The sequence below is a fragment of the Neglectibacter timonensis genome, from assembly GCF_900048895.1.
Classification (GTDB): Bacteria; Bacillota; Clostridia; order Oscillospirales; family Acutalibacteraceae; genus Acutalibacter; species Acutalibacter timonensis.
Map to the genome: position 1 here is coordinate 36,629 of NZ_LT160637.1, position 19,056 is coordinate 55,684.

Here is a 19,056-nt window from a genome sequence, read left to right on the forward strand (position 1 = left end):
CCGGTTTATCCTTATTTTACCATCGGAAGGATGGAAAGTAAATCAGATTCCCCAGGATACCGGAAACAGAAAGCGCGCTGCAGGAAGGAAGCCCTCTGCAGCGCACGATTTTTCTAAGAAAGCCGGAGTTCAAACTCAAATTCATGCCGGATGGGGATGCCGTCCTCCCCTGTCATGGGAATTCCCGGTTTCAGCAGGTTTCTGGCTTTGTCCACCGCGCCGATATGCACCGCCCTCAGTTCCATACCGTATTTTTGGTAAAATCGGATGGCATGGGCATTGTCGTTTGTGGTGATCAGCCACAGACGGTTGCAGCCTGCCTCTTTAGCCCGGATACCGGCCAGATCCAGAAGAGCTGTGCCCACACCCCGGTTCTGCTCCAAGGCCTCCAGCACCACAACTTCACAGTCCTTCCCGCTGACCCGGTACAGGAGATAGCCCAAAAGCCGGCCGTCCTCTTCCGCTGCAAGTCCGGGAAGGCCCCTGGTGTCGGTGAGTTTTCCGCGGGAAACAATCATCGGCCCGCCCCAGTTCTCCCGGATCAGGGCGTCCGTTTCTTTCCTGCATTTCCCTTCCAACGCTCCCAGTCTCATCCTGGCTGCTCCCTTCTGTCCAACCCATTGGTCACGGCTGAAAATTTTGTTCCTTCTGTTTCTGTTCCCTGCTCAGCGCCTTCAAACGCTTCATCACATTGCTGCCGCCCCTGCCGAAATAATCGTGGAGCTGCTTGTATTCCCCGTAGAGCCTGTCATAAACGGCAGTGTGTTCCGGAATCGGATCGTACACTGTGTTTCCGCGCTTTCCCAACCTTTCGGCAGCCTCCAGAATGTGGGAAAAACCGCCGTTTTCCCTGCCCGCGGCCACCGCGCCGAACAGGGCGCTGCCGAAAGCCGAGCCTTGATGCGTACCCACAATCAGCACCGGCATGTTCAGCACGTCGGCATAGATCTGCATGGTCATGGGATCCTTCCGGGAAATCCCGCCCGCGGCGACAAATTCTTCCACGGGCACGCCGTGCTCCCGGTAGTTTTCCACCAATATCCGGGTGCCATAGGCGGTAGCTTCGATCAGAGCCCTGTAAAGTTCCTCCGGACGGGTCTGCAGGGTCATTCCCAGAAGCAGTCCGGTGAGATCCCCGTCCGTCAGGATAGAGCGGTTGCCGTTCCACCAGTCCAGCGCCAGCAGCCCGCTCTCGCCGGGCTTCAGCTTTTGCGCTTTTTCCCGCAGATATTCATGTAAGCTCTTTCCCCTTGCGAAAGCCTCCTCCCTGCAGGATGCGGGGAGGCAGGCGTTTAAAAACCAGGAAAAAAGATCGCCCACACAGCTTTGCCCGGCTTCAAATCCAAAATATCCGGGCAAAATGCCATCTTTCACCATGCCGCAGACGCCGGGCACCCGCTTTCCTTCCGTCCCCAAAACCATATGGCAGGTCGAGGTACCGAGAATTGCCAGCAGTTTCCCCGGCCCGGAGATCCCCGCAGCCGGCACGCACACATGGGCGTCCACATTGCCTACGGATACCGCTGTCCCTTCCCGCAGGCCGGTACGGTGAGCCATTTCTGCGGTGACGCCCCCCGCCCTTTCTCCAAGAGGGGAGATCACCTTTCCCAGCTTCTCCGCCGCATGCTCCATTTTTGGGCCGAGGGCCTTGAAAAAATCCGGAGCCGGATAGCCGGAACACTGGTTCCAGAACGCTTTGTAGCCCGCGCTGCAGGCGCTGCAGGTCTCGTTTCCCGTGAGCTGCCATACAATCCAGTCGGCGGCTTCCACAAAGCGGTACATAGCGCCGTAGAGCTCAGGCGCCTCTTCGGCCAGCTGCCACAGCTTGGGGAACATCCATTCCGAGGAAACCCTGCCGCCGTAGTCCTGCAGCCAAGCTTCCCCCCGCAGCCTGGCAAGCGCCGTGATACGGTCGGCTTTGTCCTGTGCCGCGTGATGCTTCCAAAGTTTCACATAAGCGTGGGGATTCTGTGCAAATTCCGGCAGAAAACACAGGGGAACGCCGTCTTTCCGGACGGGAAGCGCCGTACAGGCCGTGAAATCTGTTCCCACTCCCACAATGTCCTCCGGCGGCACGCCGGATTCCTTCAAAACAGCGGGAATCGTCCTGTAAAGCACCTCCAGATAATCCTCCGGATGCTGCAGCGCCCAGTCCGGCGGCAGCTTCTCCCCCCAGGGCATCTCCCGGTCCATCACGCCGTGAGGATAGTCGCAGACCGCGCTGGCCAACTCCTCCCCGGTTTCCAGATTGAGGAGCAGGGCCCGTCCCGACAGAGTGCCGAAATCCAAACCGATACTGTATTTTGCCATGGGATATCCCGCCTTTCTGAGAATCGCCGGAAGGATAGGAAAACTGCCGCGCTTCCGGAAAACCGCCCCAAATGAAAACAGGCAGCCGTCAGGCCGCGGCGCAGGTTCAAACCCGCCGAAGCCTAACCGCTGCCCAAAAGCGATGCGGCTGCCGCCTTAAGCAATCACCGATTCACGCCCACCTGGCAGCGCGGTTTTGTGGGGCAAATTCCTGCGCCAATCCATCTGCCGGAATGAATCGGAATTTTTTCAAACAGAGTCCTTTTCCGAAAAGCCCCAGGTGAGCACCGTGCTTTTTTCCTCGTGCCCGTTCATCATGCGGATGAGCTTCCTTGCGGCACAGGCCCCTAAATTTTCCTTTGGGTGATCCAGTGAGGTGATCTTCACAGGTCCAATTTCGCTGAGAAGACTGTTATCAAAACTGATGACTGCCTTATCCCCAGGGATTTCCACCCCAAATTTCCGCAGGGCCCCTACAAATTTCACGGCGATCTCATCGTTATAACAGACGATGGCGGAACAGTCTTCAAACAGGTTGACGCAGCGCGCAGCCTCGCGTTCGTCGGAGAAAAGCACGCCGCGGCTTTCCGAATTAAACCAGAGCACCCATTCATCCTGCAGCGGCAGGCCGTTTTCCAGCAGGCCCTTCATATAGCCCGCATAGCGTTCCAGCCCCTGCATGTCGTCGCCTTTAAAAATACCGCCGATTTTCCTGTGACCCTTCTGAACCAAATAGGAAACCGCGTCAAACCCACCCTGCCGGTCATCCGTGGTGACGGAAACCGTGTTGGTCAGCGCGGGATAATAGCCGTTGAAAAACACCACGGGAATCCCCATATCCTGAAGCTTTTCATACAGCGGCAGGTTGGGGTTCGGCAGGGCGCTCTTGGTGCCTTCCACAATCAGACCGTCAATCTGCTTCTCGATGTAGTCCTCCAGGATTTTCCTCTCGCTGTCCACCCGGTTTTTGGTGGCGCTCAGGAGAGGAAAAAAGCCCTCTTCAGAAAGTTCGCTTTCAATCCCTCTCAAAATAGAGGGGAAGATGTATTCGCTGATATAAGTGGCCATAACGCCCACGTTCCAGGAACGTTTCCGTCTCGGCGCGTTCTCCCGCACATAGGTGCCGCTGCCCTGACGCCGCTCGATCAGACTCTCCTGTTCCAGCAGGGAGAGGGCCTGGCGCACAGTCTGCCGGCTCATTCCGTATTTCTCGGCCAACTCATTTTCTCCGGGAATCTTCTGGCCGCTCTGGTAGATCCCCCGGTTGATCTCATTTTTCAACAGCCCGAAAAGCTGGAAATATTTTGCTCCATCCTTCAAATGCTCCGCCTCCGCACACGCAGGACACTGGTCTTCCCCAGTATCGCTAATTGTATTTACATTTTAGCATTTATGGGAGAGGGTGTCAATGAAACCCTCCAGAAAAAAGGAGCAAATTCCCAATGTTTTCGTAGATTCCCCATCCTGACGGCAGATAGCTGTTCTATATTATTCCAAAATGTCTTGCTTTTCTGATACATTTATTCCGCGAGTACGGCGCGGATTCTTTCCTCGTATTCCGGACAGGCTTTCCGAAGAGCTACAGGCCGGCCCGCGCTGTTGAGAAAGCAGTGCTCCGTTCTGCCTGTACAGCGGAGAGCGCCGTCAGCCTTATTCCTCACAGTGTAGAGAAAGGAGATTCTCACTCCCGTGTAGCTTTCCACCACAGTTTCAATTTCCACAGTTTCCCCAAACCTAGTCATGCTTCGGTAATCCGCCTCCGCACGCAGCACAGGGCTGATGATCCCCATACTCTCCAGCCGGTCATAACCGAAATCCTTGACCTCCATCAGCCAGATACGCGCCTCCTCAAACCAGCGGATATAGTTGGAATGGTGGACGCAGTCCATCCGGTCCGTTTCATAATAACAAACCTTGTGTTCACAAACGACAGGCTTCATATTCTTTTTTCCTTTCTCTGTCCCATTTATCCTTCCCCGCTGCAGCAGCCGAGAGGAAAGCGACTGTCCGCTTAGTACGCTGCGCAGGCTTCGGCGTTTCATGATACCACACCTGCGGTGGGCAAGCCGCGCCTCCTGACCTCTGCGGTTTTTGGGCCGACCCCACGCGCTGCAGGCTTCGGCGTTTCATGATACCAGGCCTGCGGTGGGCAAGCCGCGCCTCCTGACCTCTGCGGTTTTTGGGCCGACCCCACGCGCTGCAGGCTTCGGCGTTTCATGATACCAGGCCTGCGGTGGGCAAGCCGTGCCTCCTGACCTCTGCAGTTTTTAGGCCGACCCCACGCGCTGCGGGCTTTTACGTTTTATTATATCACATCTGCGGCGGGCAAGTCACGCCTCCCAGGCCTCTGCGGGTATCATAACCCGGTTTTAGGCTTTCAGAAAGCGGCGTCCTCTTCCTGTCTTCGTTGCGGGTTCGTCAGAGGCCGGAGGCCTTTTTTTGGAAGGGCTTCTGCGCGAGGCCGTCCCACACATCTTATTGACATAAGCGGCAGCGGGACGCATAAATTTGAAACGGAGGGCTTTTTCTTTGGTTTTCCTTTGGCGGCAATTATTGTTACGCGGCGAAATGTTGATTTTCGCGTCGAAAAATGATATTATACTGTTTTAGATAGCGATATTTGCAAGTGGTTCCTAACTATTTTAGTTTTTCTCAAAATTTCTTATATTTCAGGTGTATTTATGAAAATTGGATTGGATGTTGGCTCCACCACTTTAAAGTGCGTGGTGTTTGATGAAACTGGCAGGCCGGCATTTCAGGCCTACGAACGGCACTACTCCCAGATAGCGGAGAAAGCTGCGGACATGCTTCGAACCGCCATGGAACAGCTGCCGGGCATGAACCGGGCAGAGCTGTGCATTTCCGGTTCGGCGGGCATGGGGCTTGCCGAGGACCTGGGGATCCCCTTCGTACAGGAGGTCTATGCAACCAGGACCGCAACGAAAAAGTATCTTCCAGATGCTGACGTGGTGATCGAGCTGGGCGGGGAGGACGCAAAAATCCTGTTCCTGTCCGGCGCTATGGAGGTTCGCATGAACGGCTCCTGTGCCGGAGGCACCGGAGCTTTTGTCGACCAGATGGCCACTCTGCTGAATATCACGCCGGACGAGCTTAACCGTATCGCCGGGGAAAGCGAGCGCACTTACAGCATCGCCTCGCGCTGCGGCGTGTTCGCCAAATCAGACATCCAGGCGCTTCTGAACCAAGGGGCCCAGAAAAACGACATCGCGTCCTCCATTTTGACAGCTGTGGTCAACCAGACGGTGGCGGGATTGGCGCAGGGGCGGGAAATCAAAGGCAATGTGGTGTATCTGGGCGGCCCTCTGACGTTTCTCTCCGAGCTGCGCAAGGCGTTTGACCGCATTTTGGGGGTGTCGGGCGTCTGTCCGGAAAATTCGCTTTACTTTGTGGCAGCGGGCGCGGCGCTTTCGGAAACGGCGGAAGAATTTTCCCTGCCGGAAATTACTGAGCTGATTCGCCATTACAGCTCAAAAAACCACTATCAGAGCAGCGAGGCCCTTTTTGCCGACGATGGGGAATACCGAGAGTTTGTGCAAAGGCATGAGAGGGACAGCGTCTCCACCGACGCGGCGCTTCTTCCCGGCGGGAAAGCCTATGTGGGCATCGACGCGGGGTCCACGACGGTGAAGGCTGTGGCGATCAATGAAAAGGAAGAAATCATCTTCTCCCGCTATATGCCCAACAGCGGCAATCCTGTGCCTCTGGTGCGGGACTTTCTCACGGACCTTTACGAGAAGTTTCCTCAGATTCAAATCCTTTCCTCCGCCTCAACAGGCTACGGCGAGGAGATCATCAAGAACGCCTTCTCCCTGGATCTGGGCGTAGTGGAGACCATCGCCCACTTTACTGCGGCGAAAAAATTTGAGCCCCAGGTGGATTTCATCATCGATATCGGCGGCCAGGATATCAAATGCTTTAAAATCAAGAACGGCGCCATTGACAACATTTTCCTCAACGAAGCCTGCTCCTCAGGCTGCGGTTCTTTCCTGCAGACCTTTGCAGGCGCTTTGGGCTATGAAATGAGCGAATTTGCCAAATGCGGCCTGTTTGCAGACAATCCTGTGGATCTGGGTTCCCGCTGCACGGTGTTCATGAATTCTTCTGTCAAGCAGGCGCAGAAGGACGGCGCCTCCATTGAAAACATCTCTGCGGGCCTTTCCATGAGCGTGGTCAAGAACGCCCTGTACAAGGTGATCCGTGTGACGGACGCGAAAAGCCTGGGGAAGCACATCGTGGTGCAGGGCGGCACCTTCCTCAACGACGCGGTGCTGCGGGCCTTTGAAAAGGAAATCGGCCACACAGTGACGCGCCCCTCCGTGGCAGGCCTGATGGGCGCATACGGAGCGGCCCTGTACGCAAAGGAGAAGGCCAGGGGAGAAAAAAGCGGGATTCTGGACGCCAGGGGCCTTGCCTTTTTCACCCATACTGTCAAGGCCGTCACCTGCAACGGCTGCGAAAACCACTGCAGGCTCACAGTGAATACCTTTGGGAACGGAGCCCGGTATATTGCCGGAAACCGCTGCGACAAACCGCTGGCCGTAAAGGGCGCCGCCTCTGCATACAATCTGTACGACTACAAGAGGGAGCTGCTGGCCTCCTACGCGCCCTGCAAGGGGCGCAGGGGAACAATTGGGATTCCCATGGGTCTCAATATGTTTGAACTGTATCCCTTCTGGTATACCTTTTTCAAGACGCTGGGGTTCGGCGTGGTGCATTCGCCGGAGTCGGACCGGAAGCTCTATTTTGAGGGCCAGCACACAATCCCCTCCGATACGGTATGCTATCCCGCAAAATTGATGCACGGGCATATCGAAGCCCTGCTGAGGGAGAAGCCGGACGCTATTTTCTATCCCTGCATGAGCTATAACCTGGATGAGCATTTGGGAGACAATCACTATAACTGTCCGGTGGTGGCCTATTACCCCGAGGTTCTGGACGCCAATATTGCAGCGCTGGCGGAGACAAAATTTATCTACGACTATGTGGGCTTGCACCGCAGAAAGGATTTCCCCCGGAAAATCCGGGAAATTCTGGCCCGGTTCTTTGATGAGATTCCGGAAAAGGAGATCAAGGCTGCCTCAGACGCAGCCTACGGGGAATATTTCGCGTACATGAAGCGGATCCGGGAAAAGGGAAAGGAATACCTGGCCCTTGCACAGCGGGAAAATCTGCCGGTGATCATTCTGTCCGGCAGGCCTTACCATCTGGATTCCGAGATCAACCACGGCATTGACAAGCTGATCTGTGAATGCGGGGCTGTGGTGGTCAGCGAGGACGCAGTCAGCGATCAGATTACAAAATTCCCCACCACCGTGCTGAACCAGTGGACCTATCACGCCAGGCTGTACGCCGCGGCCAAATTTGTGGTGGACAGCGGCGATAAACGGATCAACCTGGTGCAGCTGGTCTCCTTCGGCTGCGGCGTGGACGCCATCACCGGAGACGAGGTGCGCAGCATTCTGGAAGACGGAAACCGTATCTATACACAGATCAAAATTGACGAAATTACTAACCTGGGGGCTGTGCGCATCCGTCTGAGAAGCCTGTTCGCCGCCCTGGGCCTGGGTACTGAAGCCCCCTAAAGCCCGCGTCCGTTTCCATGCGGCGGGAGCAAGCGGAGCGAGCGACGACGCGACGGAAAAGTCTTTAGCGGGCTTTCTTTCAGAAAGCCGGGCCCTTTCCCCGGCAGCCGTGGGCAGCCGCGGGAGCAAAGTCAAAAACCAGCAGCACGAGCAAACAGAGCGGGCGATGACGCAGCGGAAAAGTCTTTAGCCGGCTTTCTTTCAGAAAGCCGGGCCCCTTCCCCGGCAGCCGTGGGCAGCCGCGGGAGCAAAGTCAAAAACCAGCAGCACGAGCAAGCGGAGCGAGCGACGACGCGGCTGAAAAGTCTTTAGCCGGCTTTCTTCAGAAAACCGGAGGAGAAAGGAATTACTATGGCAGACGAAAAGAACAGAATTGAATTCACCAAGGAGATGAAGAAGGAATATACCATCCTCACTCCCAATATGGCCCCCATTCACTTTGAGCTGATCAAGAACGTGCTGAGAAGCTTTGGTTACAAAGTGGAGCTTCTGCGCACCTCCGGACGGGAAATTGTGGATGAAGGCCTGAAATATGTACATAACGACACCTGCTATCCGGCGCTGCTGTCCATCGGGCAGCTGATGCATGCGCTGCACAGCGGGAAGTATGATTTGCATAAGGTGGCGCTGGTGATGACGCAGACCGGCGGCGGCTGCCGTGCCTCCAACTATATCCACCTGCTGCGCAAGGCGCTGAAAAAGGACGGGCTGGACTTCATCCCGGTCATCTCCATCAACCTCTCCGGCCTGGAGAGCAACAGCGGTTTCAAAATCACCCTGCCCCTGATCCGCCGGGCCCTTGCCGCCCTGAGCTATGGGGACCTGCTGATGCTCCTGAAAAACCAGACCAAGCCCTATGAGGTGGAGAAAGGGCAGAGCGACAAGCTGGTGGAACAATGGGTGCTCACCCTGACAGGGCTCTTCGAGCAGGGAAAGGCTTTCACTCAAAGGGAAGTCAAGGTGTATTTTGATCAGATCGCCCAATCCTTTGCGGAGATCCCGGTGAAAAAGACCGAAAAAATCAAGGTCGGCGTGGTAGGGGAAATCTACGTCAAATATTCCCCCCTGGCCAATAACGACCTGGAAAACTTCTTGTTCGAACAGGGCTGTGAAGTCATGGTACCCGGTATTTTGGGCTTCATGATTTTCAAGGTGGACAACCGCCTGGAGGATATCCGGCTTTACGGCGGAAACGCCGCTAAAAAGCAGCTGTGTACCGTGCTGAAATGGTATTTCACCAAATATGAGTCCGATCTGATCGAATCGGTGAAGAAGTATCCACAGTTCACGGCGCCGGCCCCCTATACCCACCTCAAAAAGCTGGCCGGCGAGGTGATCGGCTACGGCTGCAAGATGGGGGAGGGTTGGCTGCTGACCGCCGAAATGATGGAACTCATCGAAAGCGGCTACCAGAACGTGGTGTGCACCCAGCCCTTCGGCTGCCTGCCCAACCATATTGTGGGAAAGGGTATGATCCGCAAGGTGCGCGAAGTACAGCCCCAGGCCAATATCGTACCGATCGACTACGACCCCAGCGCCACCAAGGTCAACCAGGAAAACCGCATCAAGCTTATGCTGGCCGTGGCGCAGGACCAGCGGCAGACAGAGGAAAAGCGGGCCGTTTAGGAAGGCCCGGAGGAGTTGTTTGACGGCTTGCCCTTATCGGCGTTTTGCCTTTCCGAGGCACAGAAGCCCGTGCTTTGGATGAAAAGGCCGGATGGGGGATAACCGTTTCCCGGATTTCCAGAAAGGGATGAGTGTGAAAATGCAGGAACGTAAAGTGATTCTCAGCGCAGACAGTACCTGTGACCTGGGAGATGAGCTCAAGGCCCGGTATGATGTGAACTTCTATCCCTTCCACATCCTCCTGGAGGAGCAGGATTACCAGGACAATGTGGATATCACCACTAAGGAGATTTTTGCCGCCTATTATGACAGGAAGGTGCTGCCCAGAACCTCCGCCATCAATATGGGGGAGTATGTGGAATACTTCAGCCCCTGGGTGGAGGCGGGCTTTGATGTGATTCACCTGAATTTGGGCGGGGCGATTTCCAGCGCCCACAAGAACTGCCTGCTGGCCGCAAAGGAGCTGGGCGGCCATGTATACCCCATAGACAGCCGTTCCCTCTCCACCGGCATCGCCCTGCAGGTCATCGAGGCGGGAGAGCTGATCCGTGCCGGGAAAAGCGCGCCGGAAATCGCGGAATGCCTTCGGGAGATCATCCCCTGCTGCCACGCCAGCTTTATTTTGGATACGCTGGATTTCATGCGGGCCGGGGGCCGCTGCTCGTCGGTGGTAGCCTTTGGGGCAAACCTGCTGAACCTGAAACCCTGTATCGAGGTAGACAATTCCGACGGCAGCATGCATGTGGGGAAGAAATACCGGGGAAGCCTGGAAAAGGTGCTCCCCCTCTATGTGAGGGATAAGCTGGCCCAGTATCCCGATATCAAGCGGGATCATCTCTTCATTACCTATTCCACCATCGACCCGGGCCTGGAAAAGCTGGTTCGGAAGACGATCCGGGAGACTATGGAGTTCAAGGAAATCCACGCCACCCATGCCAGCTGTACCATTGCCTCTCACTGCGGGCCCAATACGCTGGGAATCCTGTTCGAAACGGAAACGCCCGCAAAATAAAACAGGCCGGAATAAGAACAGAATACAATAAAAAGGGGAACCGCGCAGGCCATTCTGCGCGGTTCCCTTTTTTTCTATGTCATCTTTCTCCGGCGCTTTTACGCCTTTTCCACAATAAAGTTCAGCACGGTCAAATCCTGTTCGGAAACACCAAGCCGGTATTTCCGCCCGTCAGCCAGGGCGATGTCCACTGACCGGGAGGCGCCAAAGCCTTCGCTGTAAAAAGCGTTTTCCTGAATCTTGACTTCAGAAATATTCCAGTCCCCGGGAACCGCCTGTTCCAAATAACCCTTTGCGGCGGCCTCCAGTTCTTCCTCTGTCCGCGGGGAAGCCTCCGGGGACTCTGCGCTCTCAGGCACAACCTCATCAGTGAAGGTTCCGGCGGGCCATCGGATCCAGCTTTTCAGCGCCCCTGTTTGGGCGTCCAGGGTCACCACATATTGATCTTCCTCCGGAAAGCACAGGGTAACCGCCCAGGATTCCTGATCCGGCGTTCTGCTTCCGTCCGGCGAAGTGGACAGCACCGCGTTGTATTCCGGCAGAGTTCCATCCCCCAACCCATAGGCGGCGATCTCCCGCTGGAGATGTTGGGGAAGCTCCCCGTAGGCGATTTCTCCGCTCAGCGGCAGATAGGTTTGAGGGTCAACTCCGTACAGCTGGGCGTCAATGTATTGCAGCAGCTGTTCGTCGTCCATCTGCTCCGTGGGCAAAATACTGAACACCGGAGCGCCGCTGTTTTCCGGAAGTTTCACGAAACAGGGGGCGTTACCATTCCGGGCGTTCTCCCAGAGGTCCGCGGAGGGCCTTCGTTCCGCATACAGATACTCCGGCTGCAGCGTGTCAAACCGCAGCTTTTCCCCGCGGAACAGGGCCCGGTTCTGCCGCAGGCAGGCCGCGTCCTCCTCCAGGCCTGTCCGGGAATACTTCGGCGTCAGCAATTCCTTCGGGGAAATCCCGTCCATGCCCTCCGCCAGCTGAAGGAATTCCTCCTCTGTGAGGGCCCGTTCTGAAAGCGGCAGGATGGCGTAGCACGCTGTGCCATACAGGTTTTCCTGCAGGGGGATGAGGGCAAAGCCGCTTTCTTCCGGCTCCTCCGGAGCGGCAGCCGCGGGCCTTTCCCCCTGCTCCACACGCTTTTGGGCTTCCCGGTATTGCCTGAGGAACGTATCCCCGTCATAGGAATAGGCGGTTTGTTCCGGTTCCCCGCCGCCGGAGGAAGGGGACACTGCCCGGGAACTGCTCTCGCTCTCCTCCGGCGCTGTACGGCAGGCTGCAAAAAGAAGAAGTACCGGCAGCAGGGTCAAAATTACTTTCTTGAATTTCATATCGTGTCCCCCTTTCTGAAGTCCAGAATCCGCCGGCCTGCATTGACCGGCGGATCCATTCCGAAGCGTTTTTCAGCTGATTTACTTAGCTCTTTCGAGTTACGGTTCCGTACGGATTTTCCTCACTCTAGGACGATTTTCTTTACGAAAACGGGTTCTCTGCTTCCACGTCCAGGTTCTGCACACAGGTCAGAGCCTGTTCATAGCTGTCGAAAACTCCCATGACGGGATCATAGCTGTCCGGGATGAATTCCAGGAAATCATCGTGGTAGCCCACTGTTTTCCAGACACCGTCCTCCAGCTCTGTCACAGTCGTGAGAGTATCCCGGCTAAAGATCAGTGTGACCATGTACTTCCCGTCATTACAGTCGTAGATCCTGGCGTCCCACTTCACGAATTTCGCTTTCACATTTTTCTGTGTGTCCGACACGTTTTCCGTGCTGATCAGATGGGACTCTACCATGCCGGAACCCACTGTAGCATCAGTCATATTCAGCGACTGAAATTTCGCATTCCTGACGCTCTGATATTTTGCCGCCAGGTTTTCGCTGAAATAATCGGAGAGGTCTACCGTAACGCTTTCCGCCGCATTTTTGGCCGCCTGGGTCAGCTCAGTCTTGGAGAGCTTGGCGTCCGGTCCGGCGTTCCTGCCGCGTTTCTGCAGCTGAATTTGCTGCTGCAGCGCCTCCGCGGGTATTTCAACCGCCTTAAATCTTAGCTCATTCGCCTGAATCACATCCGCAAAGGCCTCGTTGTCTTCCTGTTTTTGCGCCGCAAAGCCGGAAACCCCTATCATGGTGAGAAGCAGCAGGCAAGCCAGCACCGAAATCGACAGAACGCGCAGCTTTTTGTTCTTCATAAAAATCCCCCTAAACTTCAAACGCATAGGGTTTTGAAAAAATTCTAAATACGATTGCCAGCGTACTGCAAAAAATACTCCTTTTTAGTTCCGTTTTCCTCTCAATTCCAATCGCTCTTTGTTTGTAAAACCGTCAAAGAGAGGATATGTTTTTGTGGCTTTTTTTGTGGTCGAACTGCTGCTAAATACATTGGAGTCACATCCTTTTATCTAAATTTATAATACCATTGTGGTATATATTTGTCAACTATAATTATAATTTGTATTATTTATATAAAAATTTATTAAAATAGAAAGTATAAATCCATCCTCCCTTTCGAGCTTTCCCCCAAAAAGCGCGCCCTGCAGAAGCCCGATATGCTCCCTTGCGACCGACAGTCTTTCAGCTGTCTCTCTCTTGGGGGACATATCCTTCTGCAGGGCGCGCTTTCTTTTTTTGACGTTGTGATTCACCAGTTCTCTCCGCCGTTGACCAGCTCCTTCATAAAGGAAAAGCAGTAGGTTCCCCAGTAGCTGTAAAACCGGGATTCCCTCACGGCGTGCCGCTCTGAATTGATTGTAAAATGGCAGGTCTCATCGCGGCCCTTCACGGCGATATCCACCAACAGGTTGAACCCGTTCCTGGAACCGAAATCAAAGGTCCTCCGCAGGTAGACGCTCTTGAAGTTCTCCACCAGTTTTTCAATGGTCTCCCGGTCTGTAACGGTAACAAGGTTCCCTGTGTTCCCGTCAAAGATCTTGATAGACTCCACCTCGCCTGCGTCCCCGCTGAAAATTCGTACCGGCCAAAACCAAAGCAGGACAAGAATCAGCAGGATGGCAAGGGGAAGAAAACGCAGGGACCGGCGGATTTTCTTTTGTTTCACAGCGGATTCCCCCTGTTGTTTCTTTTATAAAAGGATATCCCTTCTTTTCCCGCAAGTCAAGTATCTGCCGTGGCCGTCAATTGCCGCTTACACGCCGGGTTCCTCCAAACTGCTTCCGGGAAACACAGTTTCCTTTTCTATTTTCTCGGGAATCGCCCCAATGACCAAAGGAAAACAGCCGGACGCCTCTTTTGGGGCGGGAATTCCTGAAAAAACCATTGACTTTTCTGCCGGCGCGGATATAATACAACGGGAAAACGAATTTAGGAAAATTTTTTCCTAAAAAGGAGGGCTGTCTGTGACAATTCGGGAAATCGCCGCTTTGGCGGGCGTTTCGGTTTCCACCGTATCAAAAATCCTCAATAAGAAGGACGAGCACCTCAGCGCGGAAACCCGGGAACGAGTCTTGAAGCTGGTCAGGGAATACCACTACAGCCCCTATTCCGGCGTTCGCGCCGCAGTGCAGGCCCAGACAATGCTCCTGGGGGTGGCAGTCAACGGGAACCGGCCCCACGGCAGGCTGCTGGATTCCATCACGAAATATGCCGCAGAACGGGGATACTCCTGTGTGGTGACGGTTTCCGGCACGCCGGAGGAGGAGCTGCGGAATCTGAACGTCCTCAGGTCTCATCACGTGGACGGGATCCTTTGGGACAAGCTGGCCCAGTCCCTTCCTGCCTGCAGCGCGGCGCTGGAGGGGATCCCCGTGCGGAAAATGGCCTGCTGCGAGCCCCCTTCCCCGGAAAACAGCTGTATCGATTATGCAGGGCTTGCCTATCAGGCGGCGGCATATCTGATTGCGCAAAAGCACAGGAATATCCTCTGCGTGATCCCACAGGTATCGGGATATTCGGAACAGGCCTTTGTGCAGGGATACCGGCAGTGCCTGTTTGAGCATCAGGTTCCCTTTTCCCCGGACAGGGTCTGTGTCTGCGGAAAGGCGGGCCTTCCGGAGGGAAGGCTGTTGGAAAATACCGCCGCACTCTGTTTTGATACAGAGCTGGCCGGCAGGGTTTATGAAGCCTGTTCCCGGAAAAATCGGAGGATTCCAAAATACCTGTCGGTACTCAGCCTGAGCGATGGGGAAAAGAGCCCCTTTTTTCCAGAGCTGTCCGTAATTCCCCTGCCCTATGACGCTCTGGCGCGCCATGTCTGTGACAGGCTCACCGCGGATGTGGAGGGGCGGCGGGTTCCGGAAACCGTTTTTGCCGCAGAGGCGCATTTGAGTGGGAATACCAGTGTGGATATCCCGCTCACCATGCGGAACAAAAAAATTGTGGTGGTGGGCCCCGTCAATATGGACACCGTCATCCCCCTGAAAAAGTTCCCGCAGATGGGGGAGACCACCCTGACGGAATCCAGGCTGATCGTGCCGGGAGGAAAGGGGCTCAACCAGGCGGTGGGGGTTGCAAAGCTGGATGCCGAGGCCTATCTCATCGGCAAAGTGGGCAAGGACTATGAGGGCGGCAACCTATACGACTATCTCCAGACAAACGGTGTGAACACAGGCGGGGTTTCCCACACCTCCCAAGCGGCCACGGGTCACGCCTATGTCTACGTGCAGAAGGACGGGGAGAGCGGCATCGTGGTGTACAAGGGCGCCAACGGCCTGCTCACCGCCCAGGATATCCTGCAGAACGCGGCAGCCTTTGACAACGCCTCCTTCTGCCTGCTGCAGACAGAGGTGGGGCTGGACGCCGTGGAGGCAGCCGCAGGGCTGGCCTGTGAGCGGGGCGTGAAGCTTCTGCTCAAGCCTTCGGCCGTCTATGAGCTGAGGGATGAGCTGCTTCAAAAAACTTTTATCTTCCTGCCCAACGAAAAGGAAATCTCCTATTTTTGCCCTCCGGAGATGAGCTGCAAGGAAAAGGCCCGCTATTTTCTGGACCGGGGCGTCAAAAACGTCATTCTGACCATGGGCCGCAGCGGCTGCTATTGGGACGACGGCATCCATCAAGTCCATTTCCCGGCCGCTCCCTTTGAGGCGGTGGACACCACCGGAGCGGCGGACGCCTTTGCGGCAGCCCTTGCCGTCATGCTCTCCCAGAAAATGGATATGGAGACGGCGATCCGCAGCGCTACCTTTGCCGCCGGATTTTCCACCGCCAAGCAGGGGGTTCCCAATTCCCTTATCGACCGTTCCACCCTGGAATTTTATATGGGGAGGGAGTGCGGAGAAGGAGAAACTTCCCCGGCGCATCCCGGACAATTCAAGAAATCAGCACACAGTGCGAATCAAGGAGTAAGGAGTTTATAACATGAGTATTCCGAAGGATTATTTCGAACGGGTCTATTCCGGCTGGCTGGGGAAGATCATCGGCATCCGGCTGGGCGCGCCCATTGAAGGCTGGAGCTACGAGCGCATCCGGAACATCTACGGGGAGGTAACCGGTTATCCCGTAAGCTACAAGAATTTTGCGGCGGACGACGACAGCAACGGCCCCCTGTTTTTTATCCGGGCGCTGGAAGACTGCAAAGACCTTTCTGCGTTTTCCGCTTCCGACGTGGCAGACGCCCTGCTGAATTATGCGCCTTATGAGCATGGCTTTTTCTGGTGGGGAGGCTACGGCACCTCCACGGAGCACACCGCCTACCTGAATCTGAGAAACGGTATTCCCGCTCCCAGAAGCGGCAGCGTGGAACAGAACGGGGCCACCATGGCCGAGCAGATCGGCGGCCAGATTTTCATCGATCCCTGGGGCCTGGTAGCCCCGGGAAATCCGGAGCTGGCGGCAAAGCTGGCGGAGAAGGCAGCAAGCGTCACTCATGGCGGAAACGGGGTGTACGGCGGCGTCTTTATCGCCTGCTGCATCAGCCTGGCCTTTGTGGAGCAGGATATTCCCACCATCCTTCAGAAGGCGCTCACTTATATCCCGGAGGACTGCGAATACGCACGGGTAGTAAAAGCGGTGCAGGCCTTCCATAAGGAACATCCGGAGGATTGGCGCGCCTGCTTCCAGTATCTGCACGATACTTTCGGTTACGACAAATATCCGGGCAACTGCCACATTATCCCCAACGCGGGTGTCATCATCCTGGCGCTGCTTTACGGAAACCACGATTTTTCCCGTACGCTCAACATCTGCAACATGTGCGGCTGGGATACGGATTGCAACGTAGGAAACACCGGCTGCATCATGGGCGTGCTCTGCGGCCTGGAAGGAATCGACTTCGATAAGTGGCGTGCGCCCATCAATGATTTTCTGGCCTGTTCCAGCGTCATTCCCTCCCTCAACGCGGTGGATGTTCCCTTCGGCGCCAGCTATTTTGCCAAAATGGCTTACCGGCTCGCCGGGGAGGAGCTTCCGGTGGAATGGAAGGAAATCCTCACGGAAAAAATAGATTCCTGCCATTTCGAATATCCCGGCAGCACCCATGCCATCCGCTGCCGCGGGGAAAGCGGCATGTACCGCATTCAGAACACGGAAGAGGAAGCGCGCAGCGGCAGGCGTTCCCTGAAGGTCACCGCCTGCAACAGCGAGGCGGGACAGGAAAATTTCTTTTACAAACAGACCTATTACCGTCCTGAGGATTTCGACGATTCCCGGTATGATCCTTTCTTCTCACCCCTTGTCTATCCCGGCCAGACCGTGCATCTCAGCGTCATGCCCTGCCCTGCGGGAAACGGCATGACCTGCGACGTGCAGATCTATGCGAAGAATGGGGCGACCGGCGAGCTGATCCGCGGGGAAAAGATTGTCTCCGGAGAGAAAAAATGGTATGACCTCTCCCTGCAGCTGCCGGACAATCTGGACGGTTATATCAGCGAGACCGGCGTTATCGTCAGCGGAGTGGCGGGCGGCTTCGCCTCTTCCGACCTGACAGTCTACCTGGATGAGCTTTACTACGACGGCGCGCCCTGCTACCGCATCGATTTCTCCAAAACCGCAGTGGAGGATTGGGGACACCTGCATCTGGAAATCGCCCAGTTTGGAAAGCTCAAGGGGCACAGCTACCTGGACGGCAGCTATCTCAGCCTCTCCTGCGGTGATTTTGCCGAGATGTACACGGGCGGTTATCACTGGAAGGATTACAGCCTCTCCTGCGTGCTGAAGCCGTTGACCGGAGAGGAGCACTTCCTCAACGTGCGGGTACAGGGCGCCATGCGTTCCTATGCGGGAGGCTTTACCGCCGAAGGCAGGCTCTGCCTGAAGAAGAACTGCAGCGGGTACCAGACGCTGTGTGAGACGGCGTTTCCATGGGAAGCCGGCAAGGAATATGCCCTTACCCTTACGGCGGAAGGAAACCGCATCGCCCTGGCGGTGGACGGGAAAGAACTGCTCGCCTGCACCGATGAAGAGTCACCGTATCTCACCGGCAGCGTGGGCATGTCCGTGACAGACGGCAGCCACTGCCTGTACCGGGATCTCGCAGTCTGCGGGAAGGAGTGAGAAGGATGAAGAGAATTCTGATTATCGGCAGCATGAATATGGATTTTGTCTTTCAGGTGCACCACATGCCCGCCGTGGGAGAAACCGTGCTCACCGGCGACCTTACCTTTATTCCCGGGGGCAAGGGAGCAAACCAGGCCTATGCAGCCGGAAAGCTGGGCGGAAATGTGGCGATGCTTGGAGCCGTGGGAGATGACGAACACGGACGCAGCCTGTGTGATAACCTTGCCTCTGTAGGGGTGGATGTCTCCCAAATCCGCAGGGTACAGGGCGTCAGCACAGGGGTGGCCTTTATCGGCGTCAACGCGGAAGGAAACAACAGCATCATTGTAGTCCAGGGAGCGAACCGCTGCGTGGACCAGGCATATCTGGAGGAAAACCACAGTTTGCTGGAGGCCTGCGACATTGTGGTCATGCAGCTGGAAATCCCTCTGGATTCCGTGATGTATGCGGCCAAGGAGGCAAAGCGTCTCGGGAAGACCGTAATCCTGGACCCGGCCCCCGCTGTGCGCCTTCCCGAAGAGCTGTATCAAAATGTGGACATCGTAAAACCCAATGAGGTGGAGCTGGGCGAGCTGCTAGGCGACCCGGAGGCCCACCGGCGCCTGGAGGAATCCTGCAAAAGGCTGCTGGATTTGGGCGCCAAAAACGTCATCGTCACCCTGGGCGGGGAGGGCTGCTGCCTTTGCAGAGAAGACGGGCAGTGCAAAAGATTCTATGCGGACAAAACCGTAAAGGTGGTGGACACTACCGCCGCGGGCGACAGCTTCACAGCGGCCATAGCCTTGGCGCTGGCCGAGGACCGGTCCCTGGAGGAGGCTGTGGAATTCGCCACCAAGGTTTCCAATATTGTAGTGACCCGGAAAGGGGCGCAGACCTCCATCCCTTCCCGGGATGAGGTGAAGTGAAATACTTGTCTGCACTGGTTCTTACAGAATAAATCAAACTATCAATAAAAATTTAAAATATTTTCCAAAAAAGTATTGCCTCATTCCGCTGTTTGGGTTATGATAGGAAAAGAATGTATACTGATTAAGTATACTTTAATTTAAAAATGAGGTGATCCT

Annotated in this window: 13 protein-coding genes; 6 read left to right on the forward strand and 7 right to left on the reverse strand. The window is 55.6% G+C overall.

Features of this window, described 5'->3' with window-relative positions; genetic code table 11:
* Positions 1-113: 113 nt before the first annotated feature.
* The 4 genes from BN3911_RS02870 to BN3911_RS02885 all read right to left on the reverse strand — a co-directional run bounded on the left by BN3911_RS02870 (position 114) and on the right by BN3911_RS02885 (position 4,250).
* On the reverse strand, positions 114-593 hold the full coding sequence (locus BN3911_RS02870) for a GNAT family N-acetyltransferase (RefSeq protein ID WP_066861174.1): 480 nt from the start codon (positions 591-593) through the stop codon (positions 114-116).
* 31 nt (positions 594-624) lie between these two features.
* Positions 625-2,310: a ribulokinase gene (gene araB / locus BN3911_RS02875; RefSeq protein ID WP_066861177.1), complete on the reverse strand. Its 1,686-nt coding sequence runs from the start codon at positions 2,308-2,310 to the stop codon at positions 625-627.
* A 249-nt stretch (positions 2,311-2,559) separates the two neighbouring features.
* Complete coding sequence (locus BN3911_RS02880; protein ID WP_066861180.1) at positions 2,560-3,630, reverse strand: GntR family transcriptional regulator; 1,071 nt, start codon at positions 3,628-3,630, stop codon at positions 2,560-2,562.
* Positions 3,631-3,830: 200 nt separating this feature from the next.
* Positions 3,831-4,250, reverse strand: coding sequence for an acyl-CoA thioesterase (locus BN3911_RS02885; protein WP_066861183.1), 420 nt, complete (start codon positions 4,248-4,250; stop codon positions 3,831-3,833).
* 741 nt (positions 4,251-4,991) lie between these two features.
* On the opposite strand from BN3911_RS02885, the gene BN3911_RS02890 reads away from it, so the two are divergent.
* From BN3911_RS02890 to BN3911_RS02900, 3 genes are all read left to right on the forward strand, one after another.
* Positions 4,992-7,913 carry an acyl-CoA dehydratase activase gene (locus BN3911_RS02890; RefSeq protein ID WP_074039111.1) on the forward strand — a complete coding sequence of 974 codons (2,922 nt, stop codon included), beginning with the start codon at positions 4,992-4,994 and terminating at the stop codon, positions 7,911-7,913.
* A 351-nt stretch (positions 7,914-8,264) separates the two neighbouring features.
* Complete coding sequence (locus BN3911_RS02895) at positions 8,265-9,539, forward strand: 2-hydroxyacyl-CoA dehydratase (RefSeq protein WP_066861186.1); 1,275 nt, start codon at positions 8,265-8,267, stop codon at positions 9,537-9,539.
* A gap of 139 nt (positions 9,540-9,678) precedes the next feature.
* The gene (locus tag BN3911_RS02900; RefSeq protein WP_066861498.1) at positions 9,679-10,551 is read left to right on the forward strand and encodes a DegV family protein; all 873 of its coding nucleotides are present in this window, start codon (positions 9,679-9,681) and stop codon (positions 10,549-10,551) included.
* 98 nt (positions 10,552-10,649) lie between these two features.
* Here BN3911_RS02900 and BN3911_RS02905 read toward each other — a convergent pair whose 3' ends face one another.
* The 3 genes from BN3911_RS02905 to BN3911_RS02920 all read right to left on the reverse strand — a co-directional run bounded on the left by BN3911_RS02905 (position 10,650) and on the right by BN3911_RS02920 (position 13,601).
* Positions 10,650-11,876, reverse strand: a complete 1,227-nt coding sequence (locus tag BN3911_RS02905; RefSeq protein WP_066861189.1) for a hypothetical protein — start codon at positions 11,874-11,876, stop codon at positions 10,650-10,652.
* 142 nt (positions 11,877-12,018) lie between these two features.
* The gene (locus BN3911_RS02910) at positions 12,019-12,735 is read right to left on the reverse strand and encodes a hypothetical protein (RefSeq protein WP_066861192.1); all 717 of its coding nucleotides are present in this window, start codon (positions 12,733-12,735) and stop codon (positions 12,019-12,021) included.
* 449 nt (positions 12,736-13,184) lie between these two features.
* Complete coding sequence (locus BN3911_RS02920) at positions 13,185-13,601, reverse strand: hypothetical protein (RefSeq protein ID WP_066861198.1); 417 nt, start codon at positions 13,599-13,601, stop codon at positions 13,185-13,187.
* A 298-nt stretch (positions 13,602-13,899) separates the two neighbouring features.
* Here BN3911_RS02920 and BN3911_RS02925 point away from each other — a divergent pair, with 298 nt between their 5' ends.
* The 3 genes from BN3911_RS02925 to rbsK are packed head-to-tail and all read left to right on the forward strand — an operon-like array spanning position 13,900 to position 18,897.
* Complete coding sequence (locus BN3911_RS02925) at positions 13,900-15,855, forward strand: PfkB family carbohydrate kinase (protein WP_066861201.1); 1,956 nt, start codon at positions 13,900-13,902, stop codon at positions 15,853-15,855.
* 1 nt (position 15,856) lies between these two features.
* Positions 15,857-17,989 carry an ADP-ribosylglycohydrolase family protein gene (locus tag BN3911_RS02930; protein WP_066861204.1) on the forward strand — a complete coding sequence of 711 codons (2,133 nt, stop codon included), beginning with the start codon at positions 15,857-15,859 and terminating at the stop codon, positions 17,987-17,989.
* Positions 17,990-17,994: 5 nt separating this feature from the next.
* A complete protein-coding gene (gene rbsK, locus BN3911_RS02935; RefSeq protein WP_066861207.1) occupies positions 17,995-18,897 on the forward strand; it encodes a ribokinase in 903 nt (300 codons plus the stop codon).
* The last annotated feature ends 159 nt before the right edge of the window (positions 18,898-19,056 follow it).